16 protein-coding genes and 1 pseudogene are annotated in these 22,493 nt (G+C 61.0%); 6 read left to right on the forward strand and 11 right to left on the reverse strand.

Annotated features, from left to right (window positions below; translation table 11 throughout):
• Window positions 1-19: 19 nt before the first annotated feature.
• From C4J88_RS23280 to C4J88_RS23290, 3 genes and pseudogenes are all read right to left on the reverse strand, one after another.
• Window positions 20-1,248 (reverse strand): annotated as a pseudogene (locus C4J88_RS23280) (MFS transporter).
• A 32-nt stretch (window positions 1,249-1,280) separates the two neighbouring features.
• On the reverse strand, window positions 1,281-2,105 hold the full coding sequence (locus tag C4J88_RS23285) for a hypothetical protein (RefSeq protein ID WP_124408220.1): 825 nt from the start codon (window positions 2,103-2,105) through the stop codon (window positions 1,281-1,283).
• A 34-nt stretch (window positions 2,106-2,139) separates the two neighbouring features.
• On the reverse strand, window positions 2,140-3,333 hold the full coding sequence (locus C4J88_RS23290) for an MFS transporter (RefSeq protein WP_124368418.1): 1,194 nt from the start codon (window positions 3,331-3,333) through the stop codon (window positions 2,140-2,142).
• Between the two features lie 95 nt (window positions 3,334-3,428).
• On the opposite strand from C4J88_RS23290, the gene C4J88_RS23295 reads away from it, so the two are divergent.
• Entirely contained in the window at window positions 3,429-4,349 is a 921-nt protein-coding gene (locus C4J88_RS23295) for a LysR family transcriptional regulator (RefSeq protein WP_124408221.1), read from the forward strand.
• A gap of 87 nt (window positions 4,350-4,436) precedes the next feature.
• Here C4J88_RS23295 and ettA read toward each other — a convergent pair whose 3' ends face one another.
• Complete coding sequence (gene ettA / locus C4J88_RS23300) at window positions 4,437-6,101, reverse strand: energy-dependent translational throttle protein EttA (protein ID WP_124368420.1); 1,665 nt, start codon at window positions 6,099-6,101, stop codon at window positions 4,437-4,439.
• Between the two features lie 159 nt (window positions 6,102-6,260).
• Between ettA and C4J88_RS23305 the strand changes: the two genes are divergently transcribed.
• From C4J88_RS23305 to glyA, 3 genes are all read left to right on the forward strand, one after another.
• Window positions 6,261-6,872: a LysE family translocator gene (locus tag C4J88_RS23305; RefSeq protein ID WP_124371922.1), complete on the forward strand. Its 612-nt coding sequence runs from the start codon at window positions 6,261-6,263 to the stop codon at window positions 6,870-6,872.
• Window positions 6,873-6,987: 115 nt separating this feature from the next.
• Window positions 6,988-10,839 carry a bifunctional diguanylate cyclase/phosphodiesterase gene (locus C4J88_RS23310; protein WP_124408222.1) on the forward strand — a complete coding sequence of 1,284 codons (3,852 nt, stop codon included), beginning with the start codon at window positions 6,988-6,990 and terminating at the stop codon, window positions 10,837-10,839.
• Between the two features lie 220 nt (window positions 10,840-11,059).
• Window positions 11,060-12,313 (forward strand): serine hydroxymethyltransferase, encoded by a 1,254-nt coding sequence (gene glyA / locus C4J88_RS23315; protein ID WP_124408223.1) that lies wholly within the window; start codon window positions 11,060-11,062, stop codon window positions 12,311-12,313.
• 126 nt (window positions 12,314-12,439) lie between these two features.
• Here the strand turns inward: glyA and yjiA are convergent, their stop codons facing one another.
• From yjiA to katB, 6 genes are all read right to left on the reverse strand, one after another.
• Window positions 12,440-13,399 (reverse strand): GTPase, encoded by a 960-nt coding sequence (gene yjiA / locus C4J88_RS23320; protein ID WP_124408224.1) that lies wholly within the window; start codon window positions 13,397-13,399, stop codon window positions 12,440-12,442.
• A 150-nt stretch (window positions 13,400-13,549) separates the two neighbouring features.
• Complete coding sequence (locus C4J88_RS23325; protein ID WP_003176208.1) at window positions 13,550-13,747, reverse strand: YbdD/YjiX family protein; 198 nt, start codon at window positions 13,745-13,747, stop codon at window positions 13,550-13,552.
• Between the two features lie 15 nt (window positions 13,748-13,762).
• Window positions 13,763-15,829 carry a carbon starvation CstA family protein gene (locus tag C4J88_RS23330; RefSeq protein WP_124364489.1) on the reverse strand — a complete coding sequence of 689 codons (2,067 nt, stop codon included), beginning with the start codon at window positions 15,827-15,829 and terminating at the stop codon, window positions 13,763-13,765.
• A 305-nt stretch (window positions 15,830-16,134) separates the two neighbouring features.
• Window positions 16,135-17,502, reverse strand: coding sequence for a DNA repair protein RadA (radA, locus tag C4J88_RS23335; protein WP_124368425.1), 1,368 nt, complete (start codon window positions 17,500-17,502; stop codon window positions 16,135-16,137).
• A gap of 35 nt (window positions 17,503-17,537) precedes the next feature.
• Window positions 17,538-18,086: an ankyrin repeat domain-containing protein gene (locus C4J88_RS23340; protein WP_124408225.1), complete on the reverse strand. Its 549-nt coding sequence runs from the start codon at window positions 18,084-18,086 to the stop codon at window positions 17,538-17,540.
• A 138-nt stretch (window positions 18,087-18,224) separates the two neighbouring features.
• Entirely contained in the window at window positions 18,225-19,766 is a 1,542-nt protein-coding gene (katB, locus tag C4J88_RS23345) for a catalase KatB (protein ID WP_124368427.1), read from the reverse strand.
• Window positions 19,767-20,053: 287 nt separating this feature from the next.
• On the opposite strand from katB, the gene mscL reads away from it, so the two are divergent.
• Window positions 20,054-20,470 carry a large-conductance mechanosensitive channel protein MscL gene (gene mscL, locus C4J88_RS23350; RefSeq protein ID WP_124368428.1) on the forward strand — a complete coding sequence of 139 codons (417 nt, stop codon included), beginning with the start codon at window positions 20,054-20,056 and terminating at the stop codon, window positions 20,468-20,470.
• A gap of 43 nt (window positions 20,471-20,513) precedes the next feature.
• Here mscL and C4J88_RS23355 read toward each other — a convergent pair whose 3' ends face one another.
• Window positions 20,514-21,290: a ferredoxin--NADP reductase gene (locus tag C4J88_RS23355; protein WP_124408226.1), complete on the reverse strand. Its 777-nt coding sequence runs from the start codon at window positions 21,288-21,290 to the stop codon at window positions 20,514-20,516.
• Window positions 21,291-21,718: 428 nt separating this feature from the next.
• Here C4J88_RS23355 and C4J88_RS23360 point away from each other — a divergent pair, with 428 nt between their 5' ends.
• Window positions 21,719-22,429, forward strand: a complete 711-nt coding sequence (locus C4J88_RS23360; RefSeq protein ID WP_124408227.1) for a LuxR family transcriptional regulator — start codon at window positions 21,719-21,721, stop codon at window positions 22,427-22,429.
• The last annotated feature ends 64 nt before the right edge of the window (window positions 22,430-22,493 follow it).

Raw genomic sequence — 22,493 nt, forward strand, 5'->3', positions numbered from 1 at the left:
GCTGAAAAATTCGTTCGCCCTACCGGGCCTGAGCCTCCAGCCCTCGTTGAACCCGCCAGGACAGCGGCAAGGTGAGCAACAAGGTGGCGGCCAGCAGCAAAACGGCCAGGGGCACGCCGGTGGCATCCCCCAGGCTGCCGAACAGCACCGGCGCCAAGGCGCCGCCGCCGATGGTGCCGGTGTAGAACACTGCAAAAGCCTGGTCGCGCCTGCCCGGCCCCGCCAGGTCCGGCACCGCGCCGTAGAGCACCGACGACGTGCCATTGAGCACCAGCCCCAGCAGCGGCAACATCACCATCAAACCGGCGTAGGGCAGGTATACCGCCATGACGATCAGCAGCGCCGTGGTGAACTCCGTGACCCACACCGTCTTCATCATGCCGATGCGCGCACCGAGGTAACCGCACAACAGTTTGCCGAAGGCGCCCCCACGAACAGCATCGTCAGCGCCAGACCGATCCCCGCAGGCCCGGCCCCCTTGGCCTTGAGCAAAAACGGCAGGAACGTGAGAAATCCCATGCGCACCGCGCTGTCCAGCGTGCCGGTCAGGATCAGCGCACGCAGCCCGCTCACGGAGCCGGTGCCGCCGCCCGCACGGGTGGCTTTGGGCGGCGCCGCCAAACCCTCGGTGCGCGCCGGAATCAGCCACCACAACAAGCCTGCCGCCAGCAGCCCGAGTACACCCAGCAGGGTGACACTGGCGCGCCAACTGATGACCGCCAGCAACAGGCCGATCAACCCGGGGATCAGGGTTTTGCCGATATCTCCACTGAAGTTGTACTGCGACAGCGCTTGCTTGACGCCCCCGCCCGCCTCCCCGCCCGCCTCGTAGGCATCGGTGATCAACGACGAGGCCAGCGGGTGCTGCGTACTTGCGCCCAGCCCGCCCAGCAGCAGCGCCACCAGCAGCACCGCCAGCCCACCGGCCTGGCCCGCCAGCAGATAGGCCAAGCCCGCCAGCGCAGTGCCGCCCACCAGCAAGCGCTGGCGCCCCCAGCGTGCCGCAGCGCGACTGGCCAGTAACTGGAAGCCGGCCATCATGCCCGCATAGGCGCCGCGCAACAGGCCGACCTGGGCGTAGCTGAGGCCGAACTGCGCCTGCCAGATCGGCAACAGCACATAGATCACATCGGTCAGGCCGTCGTGCACAGCATGCGCGCCACAACCGGCCACCAGGGAGCGGCGGCGCACAGTTGCCTGGTCAGGCGGTGACAACGACGGGACTGCGGTTTGCTTCAGGGTGTTCATCCGGATCAGTGGCTCTCAGGCAAAACGCCGGGTCAACCCAGCAATTGCGCGCAATCGTTCATCACGCTGGCTTTACGCTGCAGGTATTCGGCAAAAATACCGCGCGCCGTGGCGGGGTCCGCTTCAATCTGCAGGGCGGCGGTGAACTCGTTCACCGCCGCCACCGCATGGGCGAAATGGTCGCTCTCGGTACCGCCGGTGTGCACGGTGACCCAGGCCACCGTCGCACGCGATCTCTCCGGCGGCACGCCCATGTCGCGCACAAACCACTGCGAGTACAACGGATGGATGAACTCCACTTCGCCATGGGTGTACACCTCGTGGATCAGCGTGGTCAGCAACCCCTGCAGCAGGTCGCGATCACGCAGGCGACGGCTGTCGGTCCAATCCTTGAACGCCTGCGCCGAGGGCAGGCAGTTGTCCTTCAACATCCACTGGTCATCGCCGCACAACGCGGTCGCCATGGTGTAGAAAAGGTCCGCGTGCACGATGTTGCCCAACGCGCCCAAGTCTTCATCGGTAATGCGCTGCAGGCTGCCGCAGGCACGGTACAGCTGCGCCGCGGCGGTGGAGCCGGCGTCGGAACGCGCCAGCAAGGTAATCCGGTTGGCCAGGCCGGACACACTGGCCGCCGAATTATTGGTCTTGGACCAGCTGGCGAAGAACTTGCGCAGCACCGCCGGCGAATGCCGACGCGAGGTGAGTCGCGCAAAAGCCTCTTCGATAACCATCAGCGCCTCTTCCTGAGCCCAAAAGGTTTCGAACAGGGCATGCCGCAAGGTACTGGCCGGCATGTCATTCAATACCGGTTCGACGATCTTCAGCAACTGGCTGCGCTTGATCACAGTGTCAGTCATATTCACCTCTCATAGTCCATTATTGGATGAAACATCAGGCCGGTTTGCCGCGTTGGCCGGCGATCAGCGCCTGGGTGTCTACCGGTTTCCAGCCCAGCAGGGCGATTGCCAGCGACAACAGTTGAAAGCCTGCGATCAATGCCACGCAGCCCGGCCAGCCCCACTGCTCCCAGAGCAGCGCCGGCGCCACTGCACCGGCGCTGCCGCCCAGGTAATAGCCGGTCAAGTACAGGCCCACGGCGCCGGACTTGTCCTGCCCGGCCGTGGTGGCGATGTACGCATTGGCGCAGGCCTGGGCAAGGAATACGCCGGTCGAGCTCAGGGCCAGGCCCAGCACGATCAGCCACAGGGACGGCAACAAGGTCAGGGCCGAACCGCAGAGGCCGAGCGCCACGGCGCCGCTCAGTAGCTGCGATTGCGGTCGCGATTTGCTCAAACGACCCGCAATGGGAATGACCACCAGCGCCAGCAGGAACACGGCATACAGTGTCCCCAAGGCTGCTGCGCCCAGGTTGAACGGTGCCTGGCTGAGATACAGCCCGGCATAGGTAAAGGTCGCGACTTGTGAGAACAGCACGCAGAAACCGACGCCATAGGCCGCCAGCAAGGGCTTGCGCAGCAGCCACCGTACCCCGCGCGCGCCCACGCCCCCGACGCCGGGACGCGCCACTGGATTGGCCGGCAGCAGCAACAGGATCAGCAGGCCGACCGCCAGGCTGATCACCGCCAGCAGCTCGAAGGCTTCCCGCCAACCGACATACTGGGTCATGACCCCCGAGACAAAGCGCCCGGCAAACCCGCCGAGTACCGTACCCGCGACGTAGAGACTGGTGATCTCCGTGACAGTCGCTGCGCGCCAGCGGTCGCCGATATAGGCCACGCTGGTGGCGAATACCACCGGGATCAACATACCCTCGATAAACCGCCACACCAGCAGCTCGGCAAAACTGTCCACATAGGCCGTCAGCAGCGCCGGCAGCGCCAACAGCAACGCGGCCACGACAATCACGTTGCGTTGCTCGAAACGCCCGGTCAGGCGCCCGACAAAAGGTGCAGCCAAAGCCACTGCCAGGGTGGTCACCGTAATGCTCCACCCGGCCTGCCGGGCGCTCACCTGGAAGCTTTCGGCAAACACAGGCAGGATGCTCTGGGTCGCGTAGAGATTGAGAAACGCCGCACAGCCACACAGAAACACGGCAAAGCGGGCGTGATGCAGGCGCGGGTTCATGGGACCTCTCGTCTTCTTGTCGAGGATCTTTATAGAATGCGCAGCGTGGCGAATACCAATACCGAATTCGGACCGATCAATACCCAGGAAACAGAATGCTTGATCTACGCAAGTTACGTTACTTCCTGACGGTCGCCGAAGAGCTGCACTTCGGTCGCGCAGCCCAGCGCCTGCACCTTGCCCAGCCGCCCCTGACCCGGCAGATCTCGGCCCTGGAAACCGAGCTCGGCTTTCGCCTGTTTGACCGCACCAGCCGCACGGTCACGCTGACCGCACAGGGCCGGCACTTTCTACCCTATGCCCGCGCGGCGCTGGAGCACGCCCGGCTTGCGCAGGACATCGCCGCCAAGCTGGCCGCCGGCTCGACCGGCCAACTGGTCGTGGGGTATGCCAGCTCGATCGCGCTGTCGGAGCTGTTCAGCCAAACCCTGCAAGCCTTCGCCCAGCGTTTTCCCGAGGTGCAACTGACCCTGGTGGAAAGCGCTTCCGGCAGCCTGCACGCGCATGTGCTGGACGGCCGCATCGACATCGGCATGAGCCGCCTGCTGCCGGAGCCCGGGCAAACCGACGTCGAGGTGTTGTCGTTGGGGCAAGAACCCCTGGTGGCGGCGCTTTGCAGCGACAACCCATTGGCTGGCCAGGCCGAAGTCACCCTCGCCCAGCTCAGCGAGTTCCCGTTGATTCTGTTCCCCAGCGATTACGGTTCAGGCCTCAACGGTTCCATCGAGCACCTGTATCAACGCCACGGCCTGGCGCTGCGCCCGGGCCCTGCGGGGCGCCAGATCACCTCGATCATCGCCCTGGTGGCGGCAGGCCAGGGTGTCTCGCTGGTGCCCCAGTGCACCCGCACCCTGGCCAGGCAAGGCGTGGTCTACCGACCGTTGGCAGACCCCGAAGCCTGGGTCCACCTGCTGATCCTCACGCGCTCACAGTCACGCTCGCTGTTGGTCGAGGCGTTCATGGGGGTGGTCGGTGAATTGCTGCAAGGCCGGCCGGCGCTGGCGCCGCTGGCATAATCCGGGCAAAAAAATACCCCTGCGCGAGGGGTATTTTTCTACAGGCTGCTCCATACAGGCGCTGCCGAGGCGGCGCCTGTTGCCGAATCAGGCCAGTTTCTTGTGGCGTACCCGGTGCGGCTGGGCCGCCGCGTCGCCCAAACGCTTCTTGCGGTCGGCTTCATACTCGGTGTAGTTGCCTTCGAAGAACACCGCCTGGGAGTCGTCTTCGTACGCCAGGATGTGGGTCGCGACACGGTCAAGGAACCACCGATCGTGAGAGATCACAATGGCGGCGCCCGGGAAGTCCAGCAGGGCTTCTTCCAGGGAGCGCAGGGTTTCAACGTCGAGGTCGTTGGACGGTTCGTCGAGCAGCAAGACGTTGCCGCCTTCTTTCAAGGTCAGGGCCAGGTGCAAGCGACCACGCTCACCACCGGACAGGTCCTTGACGAACTTCTGCTGGTCGCCGCCCTTGAAGTTGAAGCGGCCGACATAGGTGCGCGACGGGATTTCGTAGTTGCCGATACGGATCTGGTCGGAACCGTCGGAAATCTGCTGGAACACCGTCTTGCTGCCGTCGAGGTCGTCGCGGCTCTGGTCCACACAGGCCAGTTGCACGGTTTCGCCGATCTCGATGCTGCCGGAGTCCGGGGTTTCCTTGCCCATCAGCATGCGGAACAGTGTGGATTTACCCGCACCGTTACCGCCGATAACGCCGACGATTGCGCCTTTTGGCATAGAGAACGACAGGTTGTCGATCAACACACGGTCGCCGTAGCCTTTGCTCACGTTTTTGAATTCGATGACCTTGTCACCCAGGCGCGGGCCGGCGGGGATGTAGATCTCGTTGGTTTCGCTGCGCTTCTGGAATTCCTGCGACTGCATTTCTTCAAAGCGCTGCAGACGGGCCTTGGATTTGGACTGGCGGGCCTTGGCGCCTTTGCGCACCCACTCCAGTTCTTCCTTCATGGCTTTTTCATGGGCCGATTGCTGCTTGGATTCGGCGGCCAGACGGTCGGACTTGGCTTCCAGCCAACCGGAGTAGTTACCCTCGTAAGGGATACCGGCGCCACGGTCGAGCTCGAGGATCCAGCCGGCGACGTTGTCCAGGAAGTAGCGGTCGTGCGTGATCGCAACCACGGTGCCTGGGAAGTCGTGAAGGAAATGTTCCAGCCAGGCGACGGAATCGGCGTCCAAGTGGTTGGTCGGTTCGTCGAGCAGCAACATGTCGGGGGCCGACAGCAGCAGGCGGCACAGGGCCACACGGCGTTTTTCACCGCCGGACAGGAATTCGACCTTGGCGTCCCACGCCGGCAGGCGCAGTGCGTCGGCGGCGACTTCCAGCTGGCGCTCCAGGTTGTGACCGTCGCTGGCCTGCAGGATCGCCTCGAGCTTGGCCTGTTCAGCAGCCAGCTTGTCGAAGTCGGCATCTTCCTCGGCGTATGCGGCGTAGACTTCGTCCAGGCGGGCCTGGGCGTTCTTGATCACAGCGACCGCTTCCTCGACCACTTCACGTACGGTCTTGGTCGGGTCCAGGATCGGCTCCTGGGGCAGGTAACCGATGTTCAGTTCGGGCATCGGGCGGGCTTCGCCTTCGAACTCGGTGTCGACGCCGGCCATGATTTTCAGCAGCGTGGATTTACCCGAACCGTTAAGGCCGAGCACGCCGATCTTGGCGCCCGGAAAAAAGGACAGTGAAATGTTTTTCAGGATTTCCCGCTTCGGCGGAACAACTTTTCCCAGCCGATGCATGGTGAAGACGTATTGAGCCAAAATGTGGACCTCGTGGAAATGTGAGAACAGGCCTACGTAGCGTCATGGCGCTGTACATAGCATTCGTAATCCTCAAGGTTAACCTAACTGACCGAGCGTATCGAAATCTATCTGTTAGATTAGCCGGCCATGCCCACCAGGTTCCAGGAGACCACGTCCATGCTTGGTGCCATATCCGCACTAGGATTGCTGCTATTAATGCCGGGGCCCACCAACACATTGCTGTTGCGCTCGGGGATACTCACGGGGTTCAGGCGTGCCTGGCCGCTGAGCCTGCTGGAATGCCTGGCCTACTTGGCGCAAATCTCCTTTTGGGGCTACCTGTTCAGCCATATCGGCGACAGTGCGCCGTGGGGGCTGAAAGTGGTGCAGTTCGCCTCGGTCTGTTATTTGATCAGGACTTCATACCTGCTGTGGCGCCACCCCGACGAAACACTCAAATCCGCGCCTGAAGCACGTGTGTCCAAACTGCATTTCTTTATGCTGACGCTGATCAACCCCAAGGGTTTGCTGATCGTTTCGTTCATCGTGCCGATCCAGACGTTTGTTGATTTGTCCTTGTACGTGCAGTTCGTCGCTCAGTTCACACTGGTGGTGATACCGGTGGGATGCACGTGGGTGCTGTTCGGCGCCCGCATCAAACGGGGCGGGTACGCCTGGTTGACATCGCATATCATCAACCGCACGGCTTCTGTGGTTATCAGCCTGTTCACCCTTGCAATCCTGACCCGGCTGGCGGACAGCGTGTTCCACGCCAACGCTGTACTTTAGTCCCGCCAGGCGGGACTGGCACTTTGCCACAACTCAAGGCATGCTAGCCGCCCTTCGGGCGTCCGGCTTATAGTGCACGTCGCGCGCCAATCCAGCCAAACCGCAGGATCACAGCTTGTCCAAAGTCACGCCGCCCACGCCCTTGCGCGCTGCTCATATAGCGCCGGGAGCGCCCCTGCATGGCACCCTCAAAGGCGCATTGGCGACGCTTGTGCTGATGTTGCTCGCGTTATTGTTCTGGCAACTGCTTGATCAATTGCAGCAAAACCAGAAAAACCAGCAGCAATACACCATCGACTACAGCGCCGACCTGGCCGAGCAGATCAGCCAGAACATGGCCTTGAGCGCACAGATTGCCCTGAATCTGCTGCCGATCGTCGAGCCGCCGCGCAACGCCGAACAACACCAGGCCCTGATCCTCACGTTGCAGCGCTCATTACCCGAACTGCGCAGCGTCGCCCTGCTCGCCCCCAGCGGTGCCCTGATCAGCGACACCGCCAACGACAGCCAGGACAGCGCCCTGCTCCAGGAACTGGTCAAGCGCAGCCACGCCCAATCCTATTACCTGAGCAACGACAACGACGGCAACGTCATTTATCTGTTGCTGCACCAGCCCAGCGGCGGCTCGAAGATGTACTGGGCGCTGCGCCTGGCGCCCACCTACCTGTCCAACCTGACTCGCCAGGATGCCCAGGGCCAGCGCCCGATGTGGGCGATCGAGAACCGCCTGAACCAGCGCGTGGTCAGCCGTGACAACGGCATGCCGGCACCGTGGGCCGGTGCGTTGACCCCGGACGAATTGAATAAAAGCGTGCTGGTCACGCCGTTGAGCAAGAGCGACTGGCAACTGCGCGGGCTGTTCGACCGCAGCGCGGTGCTCGAACAACTGCTGCCGGCGTTCATCGGCAAATGCCTGCTGGGCCTGGCTTTTTCGCTGATCCCGGTGATCGTGTTGCTGAACATGCGCCGTCGTCAGCGCCAGGTGCACGAAGGCCGGCGGCGTTATCAGGATATTTTCGAAGGCACCGGCGTGGCCCTGTGCGTACTCGACCTTTCGGGGTTTAAGGCGTTCTGCGACAAGACCCAGGTGCAGGGCCGCGAGCAATTGCACGCCTGGCTGCGGGCCAACCCCGCTGAGCGGCGCAAACTGCTCAAAGAGCTGCGCGTGACCGAGGTCAACCAGATGGCGGTGCGCCTGTTGAACGTGGCCTCCTGCGAGCAGGCCTGGGAGCGCCTGATTGACGATTGCCCAAGCAATGCCACGTCTATCGGCCACCAGGTGCTGGAAGCCGTACTGACCCGGCAAAAACAGCTGGAGCTGGAAATCCAGCTCAACGATGTGGCGGGCAATGACCAGTACCTGTGGCTCGTGATGCGTTTGCCGGAACAGCAGGATGACGTCAAGGCGGTGATCCTCAGCATCAGCGATATCACCAGTCGCAAGCTGATCGAGCTGTCGCTGGTCGAGCGCGAGAGTTTCTGGTCGGATGTGGTACGCACCGTGCCCGACCACCTGTATGTGCAGGACGTGATCAGCCAGCGCATGATTTTCAGCAACCATCACCTGGGCCATACCCTCGGCTACGACAAGGCCGAACTGCAGAAGATGGGCGAGTACTTCTGGGAAATTCTGCTGCATCCCGAAGACGCCGAGCATTACCACGACTTGCGTCAACAGCAACGCCAGGTGGCTTACACCACCCAACTGCACTGCCAGCTGCGCTTTCGTCACCGCAATAACCAGTGGCGACGCTTCGACATCCGCGAACAGGCCCTGGCCAGGGACACGTCGGCGGTGGTCACCCGGATCATCGGCGTGGCCAAGGACATCACCGACCAGATCGAGGCCAGCGAATCCCTGCGTGACAGCGAACAGCGCTACCGCATGCTGGCCGAAAGCATCAGTGACGTGATCTGTTCCACCGACAGCCAGTTGGCCCTCAACTACGTCAGCCCCTCGGTCAACGCCGTGCTGGGGTATGACGTGGACTGGGTGTTCAAGAACGGCTGGCAGTCGATCATTGCCAACCCGCAACAGCTCAGCGGTATTTATGGGCTGATGGAACAGGTCAGCCGCGCGGTGGGCAACCCCGAAGCGCTGAACAGCCTGCGCGACGAGGTGCAGACCCAACTGTTCCTGTTCGACTGCCTGCGCGCCGATGGGCGCAAAGTGCCCATCGAGCTGCGCGTGGTGCTGGTGTGGGACGAACATGGCGCGTTTGAAGGCATCCTCGGCGTAGGCCGCGATATCAGCCAACAGCGCCGCGCCGAAAAAGACCTGCGCATGGCGGCCACGGTATTCGAGCACTCCACCTCGGCCATCCTGATCACCGACCCGGCCGGCTATATCGTGCAGGCCAACGAGGCCTTCAGCCGGGTCAGCGGTTACGCCGTGAGCGATGTACTCGACCAGCTGCCGAACATGCTCACCGTCGACGAACAGCAAGAAGCCCACCTGCGCTACGTGCTCAAGCAACTGCACCAGCACAGTACCTGGGAAGGCGAAGTGTGGCTCAAGCGCCGCAATGGCGAGCACTATCCGGCCTGGGTCGGCATCACGGCGGTGTTCGACGATGAAGGCGACCTGGCCAGCTACGTGTGTTTCTTCAGCGATATCAGCGAGCGCAAGGCCAGTGAACAGCGCATCCACCGCCTGGCCTATTACGACGCCCTGACCCACCTGCCCAACCGCACCTTGTTCCAGGACCGCCTGCACACCGCGTTGCAGTCGGCGGAGCGGCAAAAGTCGTGGGTGGTGTTGATGTTCCTCGACCTCGACCGCTTCAAGCCGATCAACGACTCCCTGGGCCACGCCGCCGGCGACCGTATGCTCAAGGAAATGGCCACGCGCCTGCTCGGTTGCGTGGCCGAAGACGACACCGTGGCGCGGATGGGTGGCGACGAGTTCACCTTGCTGTTGCAACCGCGCGTCAGCCGTGAACTGGCGCTGAACCGCGCGATCACGGTGGCCGAGCAGATTCTGGCCAGCCTGGTGAAGCCATTCGTGCTGGAGGGTCGCGAGTTCTTCGTAACCGCTAGTATTGGCATCGCCCTCAGCCCCCAGGACGGCAACGAGCTGAGCCAGTTGATGAAAAACGCCGATACGGCGATGTATCACGCCAAGGAGCGCGGCAAGAACAACTTCCAGTTCTACCAGGCCGACATGAACGCCAGCGCCCTGGAACGCCTGGAGCTGGAAAGCGACCTGCGCCACGCCCTGGAACAGAACGAATTCGTGCTCTATTACCAACCGCAGTTCAGCGGCGACGGCAAACGCCTGACCGGCGCCGAAGCCCTGCTGCGCTGGCGCCACCCGCGCCGGGGCCTGGTGCCGCCGGGGGATTTCATTCCGGTGTTGGAGGAACTGGGGCTGGTGGTGGACGTGGGCGACTGGGTGATCAGCGAAGCCTGTCGTCAGCTCAAGACCTGGCACCAGAACAAAGTGCGGGTGCCGAAAGTCTCGGTCAACATCTCGGCGCGACAGTTCTCCGACGGGCAACTGGGCACGCGCATCGCCACCATCCTCAAGGACACCGGCCTGCCGCCGGCGTGCCTGGAGCTGGAGCTGACCGAAAGTATCCTGATGCGCGAAGTCAACGAAGCCCTGCAGATCCTCGCCAGCCTGAAAAACCTGGGGCTGAGCATTGCAGTCGATGACTTCGGCACCGGTTATTCGTCGCTCAACTACCTCAAGCAATTCCCTATCGACGTGCTGAAGATCGACCGCACGTTCGTCGATGGCCTGCCCTCCGGCGAGCAGGACGCGCAGATCGCCCGCGCCATCATCGCCATGGCCCACAGCCTGAACCTGGCGGTCATCGCCGAGGGCGTGGAGACCCATGAGCAGCTGGACTTCCTGCGCGAGCATGGCTGCGATGAGGTGCAGGGTTACCTGTTCGGCCGGCCGATGCCGGCGAACCGGTTCGAGGCGCAGTTCAGCAATGATGCGCTCTTCATGTTCGACTGAGATTTTGTGTGGGGCTGGTGGCCTCATCGGGAGCAAGCCCCCTCCCACATTGAAATGCATTCCAAATGTGGGAGGGGGCTTGCTCCCGATTGCGGCGGCACATTCACTCACGATTCCAGATGAGCCCCGCTTGTCCGCGACATGATGTCCTTTCATATGCCATCTAAAACCCATTGGGTTAGAATGCCTTCCTTTTCTGCCCCGATCCTTGAGGACCGCCATGTTCAGCCGTGATTTGACTATTGCCAAGTACGACGCCGATCTCTTCGCCGCCATGGAGCAAGAAGCCGTGCGCCAGGAAGAGCACATTGAGCTGATCGCTTCGGAAAACTACACCAGCCCTGCGGTGATGGAGGCTCAAGGTTCGGTTCTGACCAACAAGTACGCCGAAGGCTACCCAGGCAAGCGCTACTACGGTGGTTGCGAGTACGTCGACGTGGTTGAGCAACTGGCCATTGATCGTGCAAAAGAGCTGTTCGGCGCCGATTACGCCAACGTCCAGCCGCACGCCGGTTCCCAAGCCAACAGCGCGGTGTACCTGGCCCTGCTGCAAGGTGGCGACACCATCCTGGGCATGAGCCTGGCCCACGGCGGTCACCTGACCCACGGCGCCAGCGTTTCTTCCTCGGGCAAGCTGTACAACGCCGTTCAATACGGCATCGATGCCAACGGCCTGATCGACTACGACGAAGTCGAGCGCCTGGCGGTCGAGCACAAGCCAAAAATGATCGTGGCCGGTTTCTCTGCCTACTCACAGATCCTGGACTTCCCGCGCTTCCGTGAAATCGCGGACAAGGTCGGCGCCTACCTGTTCGTCGACATGGCCCACGTGGCCGGTCTGGTTGCTGCTGGCGTTTACCCGAACCCGGTGCCTTACGCTGACGTGGTCACCACCACGACCCACAAGACCCTGCGCGGTCCACGTGGCGGCCTGATCCTGGCGCGCGCCAACGCCGAGATCGAGAAGAAGCTGAACTCTGCGGTATTCCCGGGCGCCCAGGGTGGCCCGCTGGAGCACGTGATCGCCGCCAAGGCGATCTGCTTCAAGGAAGCGCTGCAGCCTGAGTTCAAGACCTACCAGAAACAAGTGGTCAAGAACGCCAAGGCCATGGCCGGCGTGTTCATCGAACGCGGTTATGACGTGGTGTCCGGCGGTACTGAAAACCACCTGTTCCTGCTGTCGCTGATCAAGCAGGACATTTCCGGTAAAGATGCTGACGCTGCCCTGGGCAAAGCCTTCATCACCGTGAACAAGAACTCCGTGCCGAACGATCCACGCTCGCCATTCGTCACCTCCGGCCTGCGCTTCGGCACCCCGGCTGTGACCACCCGTGGCTTCAAGGAAGCCGAGTGCAAGGAACTGGCCGGCTGGATCTGCGACATCCTGGCGGACCTGAACAACGAAGCCGTGATCGACGCGGTACGTGAGAAGGTCAAGGCTATCTGCAAGAAGCTGCCGGTGTACGGCGCGTAATACTAAGAAGCCCACTGTAGGAGCGAGCTTGCTCGCGAAAAACGTCAACGGTAACGCGTGCATCCTGGAAGCACGCGTTACCTGTGAGTTCTTCGCGAGCAAGCTCGCTCCTACAGGTGGGCTTTTTTATGCCTGGTAGACCCTGGCAAAGCCTTCGCGGATCTTGTCCTCCGGCAACTCATCGGCAATAAACACAATCACGCTCTCCCGTGCCTCGCCTTCGGCCCATTCGGTGTCCCAGTCGAAGCCATAAAGCTTCAGCACGCCCTGAAACACCATGCGCCGCTCTTCCCCGGCAATGTTCAGCACGCCCTTGTAGCGCAGCAATTGTTTGCCGTGGTCTTCCAGCAATTCGTTCATGAACTCACTGAGGCGGTCGATATCCAGCGGCTGGTCGGTGCGCAGCACCAGGCTGGATATGCGGTCGATGGACGGCGCCGCGCTGACCGGGCGCAGGCTCATGCCGGCGTTGAGGTTGAAGCCTCGCACATCGAGCAGTTCGGCCAGGTCGATGGCGCCATGGTCCACCACCCGAATCGGGGCGCGGCGGTTGATGCGGGTCAGGCGTTCGCTGAGGGCGTCGAAGGTGGCATCGTCCACCAGGTCGCGCTTGCTCACCAGCAGGCAGTCGGCAAAGCCGATCTGTGCCTGGGCGATGGTCTGGGCCAGGTGTTGCTCGGCGTGGGCGGCGTCCACCAGCGTAATAATGCCGTCGAGGATGTAACGGTCGCGCAGTTCCTCGTCGATGAAGAACGTCTGCGCCACGGGCGCAGGGTCCGCCAGGCCGGTGCACTCGATCACCAGGCGGTCGAAGGCGATCTCGCCGCTGTCCAGGCGCTCAAGCAGCAGGTAGAGGGCTTTGGTCAGGTCGGTGTGGATGGTGCAGCACACGCAGCCGTTGGACAGGGTCATGACTTGCACCGGCTCGGCGCCCAGCAGTTGGGTGTCGATGCCGGCGTCACTGAATTCGTTTTCGATCACGGCAATCTTCAAGCCGTGTTCGGCCTTGAGCAGGTGGCGCAGCAAAGTAGTTTTGCCGGCGCCTAGAAAGCCGCTGAGAACGGTGACAGGAATGGGAGAGGACAAAAGAAATTCTCCTTGAAGAAACACAGAAACAAATGTGGGAGGGGGCTTGCTCCCGATAGCAGTGTGTCAGGCACTTATCTGTCACTGACACACCGCTATCGGGAGCAAGCCCCCTCCCACATGGGGATCACCGCCAGCCCGAATACCGGGTCAGCAGCACTTGGGCCCACCCTTGCCGCCGTAACGGGCTTCCTGGCGTTCCCGGAAGAACGCCTTGTAGTCCATCATCGGCTTGTCCGGGTGTTTGGTTTGCATATGCTCGACGTAAGTGTCGTAGTCGGGCATGCCGACCATCAGGCGCGCAGCCTGACCGAGGTATTTACCGAGGCGACTGATGTCATTGAACATGGGTGCAATCCTCGTTTATGCGTCCGGTACAGCCTGGAACGGGGCTTCTTTATCCGTACGCTCTTTGTTACCCCAGGCGGCAATGCCGACCTTGAGCGCATAGAACAGGATGCTGAACACCACGAACAGGAACAGCGCCGTCAGCGTGGCGTTGGTATAAGCGTTATAGATCACATGCTGCATCTGATCGATGCTCTTGGCCGGGGCCAGGATCTGGCCGTTGGCCAGGGCATCACTGTATTTCTTCGCCAGCGACAGGAAGCCGATCGCCGGGTTGGCGTCGAACAGCTTGATGAAGCCTGCGGTGGTGGTGCAGATCAGCAGCCAGACCGCCGGCAGCAAGGTCACCCAAATGTAGCGCTGGCGCTTCATTTTGATCAGCACAACCGTGGCCAGCATCAACGCGATACCCGCCAGCATCTGGTTGGAGATACCGAACAGCGGCCACAAGGTGTTGATGCCACCCAGCGGGTCGATCACGCCCTGGTACAGCAGGTAACCCCACATCGCCACACAACCGGCGGTGGCGATCAGGTTGGCGGTCCAGGATTCGGTGCGTTTGAGTGACGGCACGAAGGAGCCAAGCAGGTCCTGCAGCATGAAGCGACCGGCACGGGTACCGGCGTCAACCGCCGTCAGGATGAACAGCGCTTCGAACAGGATCGCAAAGTGGTACCAGAACGCCATGGTGTTTTCACCCGGCAGCACACTGTGCAGGATCTGCGCGATACCGACCGCCAGCGTCGGCGCACCGCCGGCACGCGCCAGGATGGTGGTTTCACCGATGTCGTGGGCCACGGCCGACAGCGCCTCGGGGGTGATTGCAAAGCCCCAGCTGCTGACGGTCTGCGCCACGGTAACAACGTCGCTACCGACGATCGCCGCCGGGCTGTTCATGGCGAAGTACACGCCAGGCTCGATCACCGACGCGGCAACCATCGCCATGATGGCCACGAATGACTCCATCAGCATGCCGCCGTAACCGATGTAACGGGCGTGGCCTTCATTGGCCAGCAGCTTGGGCGTGGTGCCCGAGGAGATCAGCGCATGGAAGCCGGAGACCGCGCCACAGGCGATGGTGATGAACAGGAACGGGAACAGGCCGCCTTTCCACACCGGGCCGGTGCCGTCGATGAACTGAGTGAGCGCCGGCATTTTCAGGTCGGGCATGGTGACCAGGATGCCAATCGCCAGGGCGATGATGGTGCCGATCTTCAGGAAGGTCGACAGGTAGTCACGCGGTGCCAGGATCAGCCACACCGGCAGCACTGCCGCGACGAAACCATAGCCGATCAGCATCCAGGTGATCTGGATCCCGGTGAAGGTGAAGGCCTTGGCCCAGACCGGGTCAGCGGCAATCTGCCCGCCCAGCCAGATCGAACCGAGCAGCAACAGCACGCCGATGATCGAAATTTCACCGATGCGGCCCGGGCGGATGTAGCGCATGTAGATGCCCATGAACATCGCGATCGGGATGGTCGCCATCACCGTGAAGATGCCCCACGGGCTCTCGGCCAGGGCCTTGACCACGATCAGCGCCAGCACCGCGAGGATGATGATCATGATCAGGAAGCAGCCAAACAGCGCAATGGTCCCCGGCACGCGGCCCATTTCTTCGCGGACCATGTCGCCCAGGGAACGGCCGTTACGCCGGGTGGACAGGAACAGGATCATGAAATCCTGCACCGCACCGGCCAGCACCACGCCGGCGATCAGCCACAGGGTGCCGGGCAGGTAACCCATTTGCGCTGCCAATACCGGGCCGACCAGAGGGCCTGCGCCGGCAATCGCCGCAAAGTGGTGACCGAAAAGGATGTGTTTGTTGGTCGGCACATAGTCCAGACCATCGTTGTTGATCACTGCGGGGGTGGCCCGCCGTGGGTCCAGTTGCATCACGTTATTGGCGATGAACAGACTGTAGTAACGGTACGCAACCAAGTAGATGGCCACTGCAGCGACTACAATCCACAAGGCGTTGATCGCCTCGCCGCGGCGCAAGGCCACTACGCCAAGGGCGCACGCTCCTACGATTGCCAGCACCAGCCAGGGTAGATGGCGTAGCAGGCTATTATTATTTTTCATTTTTATATTCCAGCCAGGGTGGACAGAAAGGACAGCCAGCCCGAGTTTAGCGCTGTTGGCCTTAAAGGCCACCCCCCTACGTTGGTCTAGAGCCTTGCCGGCGCAAAAAAAGCAGAAATAACTGCCGAATGATGGCGTAGGGCTACAATTTGCCTATTCGGCATTGCTGGAAATCTAAAATCCAACACAGACCAAAATGTGGGAGGGGGCTTGCTCCCGATGGCGGTGTATCAGTTACCTATAAGTGCCTGACACACTGCTATCGGGAGCAAGCCCCCTCCCACATTGGTTTTGTGGTGTGGGCGCTACTCAAACAAGGCATCCAAGGCTTGCTCCAGGCGCGTGACCCCAATCACCTGCAACCCCGGCGGCATTTCCTTTGGCGCATTGCCCTTGGGCACGATCGCGCGTTTGAAGCCGTGCTTGGCCGCTTCCTTCAAGCGCTCCTGGCCGCTGGGCACCGGGCGCACTTCGCCCGACAGGCCCACTTCACCAAACACCAGCAAATCATGGGGCAAGGGCCGGTTACGCAGGCTGGACATCACCGCCGCCATCAGCGCCAGATCAGACGCGGTCTCCAACACCTTGACCCCGCCGACCACGTTAAGGAACACGTCCTGGTCGTGGGTCGGAATACCCCCATGGCGGTGCAACACTGCCAGCAGCATCGCCAGGCGGTTTTGATCCAGCCCAAGGGTGACCCGGCGCGGGTTGGCCAGATGGCTGTCATCCACAAGCGCCTGGACCTCCACCAGCATCGGCCGGGTGCCTTCCCACGTTGCCATCACCACGCTGCCTGGGACTTCCTCCTGGGCGCGGGTAAGAAAAATCGCCGATGGATTGGAGACTTCTTTCAGCCCCCGGTCAGTCATGGCGAACACCCCCAACTCGTTCACCGCGCCAAAGCGGTTTTTCACTGCCCGCAGCAACCGTAGGCGGCCATCGGACTCACCCTCAAAATACAAAACGGTATCCACCATGTGTTCCAGCACGCGCGGCCCGGCCAGCGCGCCTTCCTTGGTCACGTGGCCGACCAGGAAGATCGCCGTACCGCTCTGCTTAGCATAGCGCACCAACAGCGCCGCACTTTCACGCACCTGGGATACGCCGCCAGGGGCCGATTGCAGTTGCTCGGTGAAAATTGTCTGGATCGAGTCAATCACCATGACCTTTGGCTTCTCGATCCGCGCCGTGGCGATGATGGTTTCGATGCAGGTTTCGGTCATGACCCGCAGTTGGTCCTGGGGCAAGCCCAGGCGACGAGCACGCATCGCCACTTGTTGCTGGGATTCCTCGCCGGTGACGTACAGCGCCGGCATGCGGCTGGCGATGCTGCACAGCGTTTGCAGCAGGATCGTGGACTTACCGATGCCCGGGTCGCCGCCGATCAACACGACGGAGCCGTCCACCAGGCCACCGCCCAATACCCGGTCCAGCTCACCGGAGGCCGTGGAGAAGCGCGGCACCTCTTCGACGCTGACTTCGGCCAAGGTCTTGATTTGCGCTTGTTGCCCGGTCCAGCCGGTGCGCCCGGCAGGGGCCGCAGCGCCACCGCTTTCAATCATGGTTTCAGTCAGGGTGTTCCACGCACCGCACTCGCCGCACTGGCCCGCCCATTTGGGAAAGGTCGCGCCGCACTCCGTGCAGCCGTACATGCGCTTGGCCTTGGCCATTCGAGAACCTCCAACCGAAAAACCGCGATGATAGCTCAGCGCGGCGCCGGGGTCCGGATTTCGCCATTGGCCAAGCGTGAAGCCGTGTTACCGATGGGGTCTTGGGCGTTGAGGTCAGCGCCTTTGGCCTTGAGTTCACCGAGCAGTTCGACCCGCTTGAACAGCCCGGCGTACATGGCGGCGGTCTGCCCCGCGCCGTTGCGTTGGTCGGGGTTACAGTCGGTTGCCAGCAAGCGCTGGGCGATGCTCAGCTCGCCTTTGAAGATGGCCCCCATGAGCGCAGTGTTGCCGCGTTTGTCCTGCACGCACGCGTCGGCGCCGGCGGCGAGCAAACGCTCCACGTAGGCACCTTCGCCATGATAGGCGGCCAGGATCAGGGCAGTGTAGCCTTTGTCGTCCTGGGTGTTGAGGCTGTAGCCGGACGCAATGAAGGTCTCGAGCATGTCGAGGTCGCCACGGCGGGCAGCGTCGAAATAGTAGTCCTGAAGCTGCGCCTTGAGCGCACCAGGGTCATTGGATGGGGGTTGTTCGGCCAGCACACTGAACGAACAGCAGGCCAGCAGTGCCCATATGAACGTACGCATGATCAAGATCCTTGAGAAAGATCCCCTTGTAGGAGCGAGCTTGCTCGCGAAAAACGTCAACGATAACGCGTGCATCCTGGATAAATGCGTTGCCTTTGAGTTCTTCGCGAGCAAGCTCGCTCCTACAGGAGGGCGCGGTTAGTCAGTCAGTTTTTCAGCCAGTGCTTTCACACGAGCCAGGTCGCCCTTGGCCACCTTGGCCACGCCGGTGCCGTATTCCGGATCGGCCTTGTAGAGGAACGAGAGAATGATGTGCTTGCTCTCATCATCCGTGGTCGCCAGGGAGCCGCCGAAGTTGTCGATCAGGTCCTGACGCTCTTTCTTGCTGTAGGAGCGATACAAGTCACCGGCCTGCTTGAAGTTCTGCTCACGCTGGATCTTCGCCTGCTGGGTGCTGCCCGACAGCGGCGACTGGCTGTAGCGCGCAGTCTGCGGCTCTTCCCGTGGCAGCAGGCGGCTTGGCTGGTAGTTCACGCCGGTGGTGGTCTTGCCGAAATTCAGCGCGCCGTCCTGGTTACCGTTGTTGACGGTCACCCGTGGCGCGTTGATCGGCAGTTGCAGGGCGTTGGCGCCCAGGCGGTACATTTGCGTATCGGCGTAGGAGAACACCCGCCCTTGCAACAGGCGGTCTTCCGACGGCTCGATACCCGGCACCAGGTTGGCCGGGGCCATCGCGACCTGTTCGGTCTCCTGGAACACATTGGCCGGGTTGCGGTTGAGCACCATTTGCCCGACCTTGCGCTCCGGCACATTCGGCCAGATCTTGGTGGCGTCCAGCGGGTCGAAATCGAACTTAGCCAAGTCTTCGGGTTTCAACACCTGCACATACAAGTCCCACTTGGGGAAGTCGCCCTTGTTGATGTGGGTGACCAAGTCGTTGGTCATGTGGCTGTAGTCACGCCCTTGCACTTCGGTGACTTGCTTGGGATCAAGATTCTTGATGCCTTGCAGGCTCTTCCAGTGGAACTTGACGTAGTGCACTTCGCCCTTGGCGTTGATCAACTTGTAGGCATGTACGCCATTGCCGTCCATTTCCCGATAACTGGCCGGTGTGCCGGAGTCCGAGTACAGCTCGGTCAGTGTACGAGTGGATTCTGGAACATGGGAGAAGAAGTCGAAACGACGCGAGTCGTCGTCCAGGTTAGTGCGCGGGTCCGGTTTGAACGCGTGGACCATATCCGGGAACTTGATGGCATCGCGAATGAAGAAGGTCGGGAAGTTATTGCCGACCAGGTCCCAGTTGCCTTCTGCCGTGTAGAACTTGGTCGCGAAGCCCCGTGGGTCGCGCAGGGTTTCGGGGGAATGGTTACCGTGGACCACGGCCGAGAAGCGCACGAACACCGGCGTGGCTTCACCGGCGGCGAACACCTTGGCCTTGGTCAGGTCGCTGAGGTTGTCGGTGACGGTGAACGTGCCATGGGCGCCCGTACCACGAGCGTGAACCACGCGCTCGGGGATGCGTTCGCGGTCGAAGCGCTGCAGCTTCTGAATCAGTTGGACATCCTGCAGCAGCACAGGGCCATTGGCGCCGGCGGTCTGCGAATTCTGGTTATCCCCAACGTTGGCGCCGTTATCGCGGGTCAGGTTGGCGGCCTGTACGGAGAGGGTCAGCAGGCTGGCGGTCACCAACACCAGCGCATGGCGCGCGGACACGGGCCTGCGGTTGATTGAAATGTTCATCAAGGTTTCCTCTGGTTTTTTTAGTGCACATTCAGTTGTGCTTGCCAGAGGCTAGTGACCTGCGGGTCAGAAGATAAATAGAAAAACACCACAAGGCCGATTGAGAAAAAAATATGGTAACCCGCTGAAATACGGCGTATTTCGCGCGCGATTGGTGGCACTTTGCAAACTAATTGCGATTTAATGTGTCGATAAAAACCAACAGTGTTAACGGTTGTGTCGCGCGAGCCCGCTACGACTGACTTACACTGACCTCCACCCTTCTCATCTGTAACAAGGAATAACTTATGGGCGTGATCAGTGAGTTCAAAGCCTTTGCGGTCAAAGGTAATGTGGTCGACATGGCCGTCGGTATCATCATCGGCGCCGCGTTCGGCAAAATTGTTTCCTCATTTGTAGGGGACGTGGTGATGCCGCCGCTCGGCCTGTTGATCGGTGGCGTGGACTTCGGCGACCTGGCAATCACGCTTAAAGCCGCGCAAGGCGATGTACCCGCCGTGGTGCTGGCGTACGGCAAGTTCATCCAGAGCGTGGTCGACTTTTTGATCGTCGCCTTCGCCATCTTCATGGGTGTAAAGGCCATCAACCGCCTCAAGCGCGAAGAGGCCGTAGCCCCGAGCTTGCCGCCGACGCCGACCAAGGAAGAGGTGCTGCTGGGCGAGATCCGCGATTTGCTCAAGGCACAGCATGACAAACCGCTCTGAGCTGCGGCTCAAAGCAAAAGGCGCCTCATGAGGCGCCTTTTTTTTACCAGTAGTTTTCCACCGCCACCTGGCCCGGGCGTCGGCTCAGGCTCAGTTGCATATCGCGCTGCTTGAGCAACTGGCGAGTGTCGTCGACCATCTGCGGGTTGCCGCAAATCAGCACCCGGGAGTACTCCGGGGCCAGCGCGACGCCGGCTGCGCGCTCCAGTTCGCCGTTCTCGATCAACGTGGTGATGCGCCCGTTCAACGCGCCCGGATGCCGTTCACGGGTGACGATAGGGATGTAGATGAGCTTGTGGGCATAGTCGGCCAGGTATTCACGCTCGCCCAGTTCAGTGATCAGCGATTGGTACGCCAGCTCCTTGGCCTCTCGGGCGCTGTACACCAGGACGATACGCTCGAATTTCTCCCATACCTCGAAATCCTGCAGGATCGACAGGAACGGCGCCACACCGGTACCGGTGCCCAACAGCCACAGATCACGCCCGTCTACAAAGCGGTTCAAGGTCAGGAAACCGGTGGCCTGGCGCTCCACCAGCAAGGTATCGCCCACCTTAAGACGGCTTAACTCACTGGTGAACTCGCCCCCCGGAACGACAATGGAAAAGAAATCGAGGTGTTCGTCAAACGGCGAAGACACGATGGAGTAAGCGCGCCATACGGTACTGCCATCCGCCCTGGTGACGCCCAGGCGCACGAACTGGCCGGCGGTAAACCGAAAACCGGCGTCGCGCGTGGTACGCAGGGTGAAGAGGCTGGGGGTCAGCGATTGCACGTCGAGCAAGGTCTGGCGGGTAAATTTCTCAGCACTGGCCGTCATGGGAGGCTCCGTTTTGCACAGGGCCTTAGTGTCCCTCAAAGCAGGCCGCGCAAACACCGTTGATTTGTACTGGCATTACCGCGATCCCAACGCCGACGATGTTTCAGCGCTATGAAAAAAGTGGCAAATCAGCGCCGCGCTGCATTGAACTAAATATTTTGCTATTACCGCACTTGGAGTACACCACAAGTTGAAGTAGAGCCTGCAAGAGATGTCATTTTGATAGCACTTACAAGCTCTTGAAAAAACAAGCCCTCCACACTAACGCCTACAAAAGCTGACTCCGTATTCAGCGTTGAAGGCCTAAAACAAGCCAACAAATGAAAATATTTCAAGGCTCATTTGTAGGACCTCTCCTACACTTGGTTTCGAGCAGCACTGGGATCTGGGCGTACCCAAGGCACATGGAAACCTGTGGAGAGTTACCGATGGTCAGATGGCGCAATACACGGCTGCCCAAGCTGGAAGGCGAGAGCGAAATCACCAGCGTGTTTGATGTGGTGGTCAATCATACCTATGAGTTGGGGTTCCAATATTGCTCATTTACGATGAGTACCCAAGCCCATAGCAATCAAACAGAGCCTGTTTATCTTAGTAATCATCCAAATGAATGGAGGAGTCTTTACCAACAAGCGCACTTCTTCGATATAGATCCCGTTGTATCCCATTGTAAAAATAGTGTGCTGCCCGTTGTCTGGGACAAGAAGACCTTTAAGAACGCCCCTCATTTGTGGGACTTGGCCCGGTCGTTTGGCGTTCACTTAGGCTGGACCCAAGCGGTTCATGACTTCCAGGGCGTGTTCAGCATGCTGACCCTGGCGCGTGGCAAAGACGAGGTCAGCCCTGAAGAGCTTTACGAAAAAGCCGGGCAGGTATTGTGGCTCTGCCATGCGATGCATGCGGTCGTGGCAAAAAAATACGCCGACGAAACCCATGTCAACGCGCCCAGCAAGTTAACGGCACGCGAAACGGAAGTGCTCAAGTGGTCCGCCATGGGCAAGACCGCTTCCGAGATCGCCGCCATTCTCTGCCTGTCCGAGCGCACGGTGGGCTTTCATATCAGCAGCACTTTCAAGAAGTTAGGGGTTCACAATAAGATCCAGGCCGTACTCAGCGCCTCTAAAGCAGGACTGTTTTAGCCCTGACCAGAAACACCGCATGTCATCACGGTCAAAAAAAAGTAACATTTGCGGCCAATTCTGA

The sequence above is a fragment of the Pseudomonas sp. R4-39-08 genome, assembly GCF_003852275.1.
Lineage (GTDB): Bacteria > Pseudomonadota > Gammaproteobacteria > Pseudomonadales > Pseudomonadaceae > Aquipseudomonas.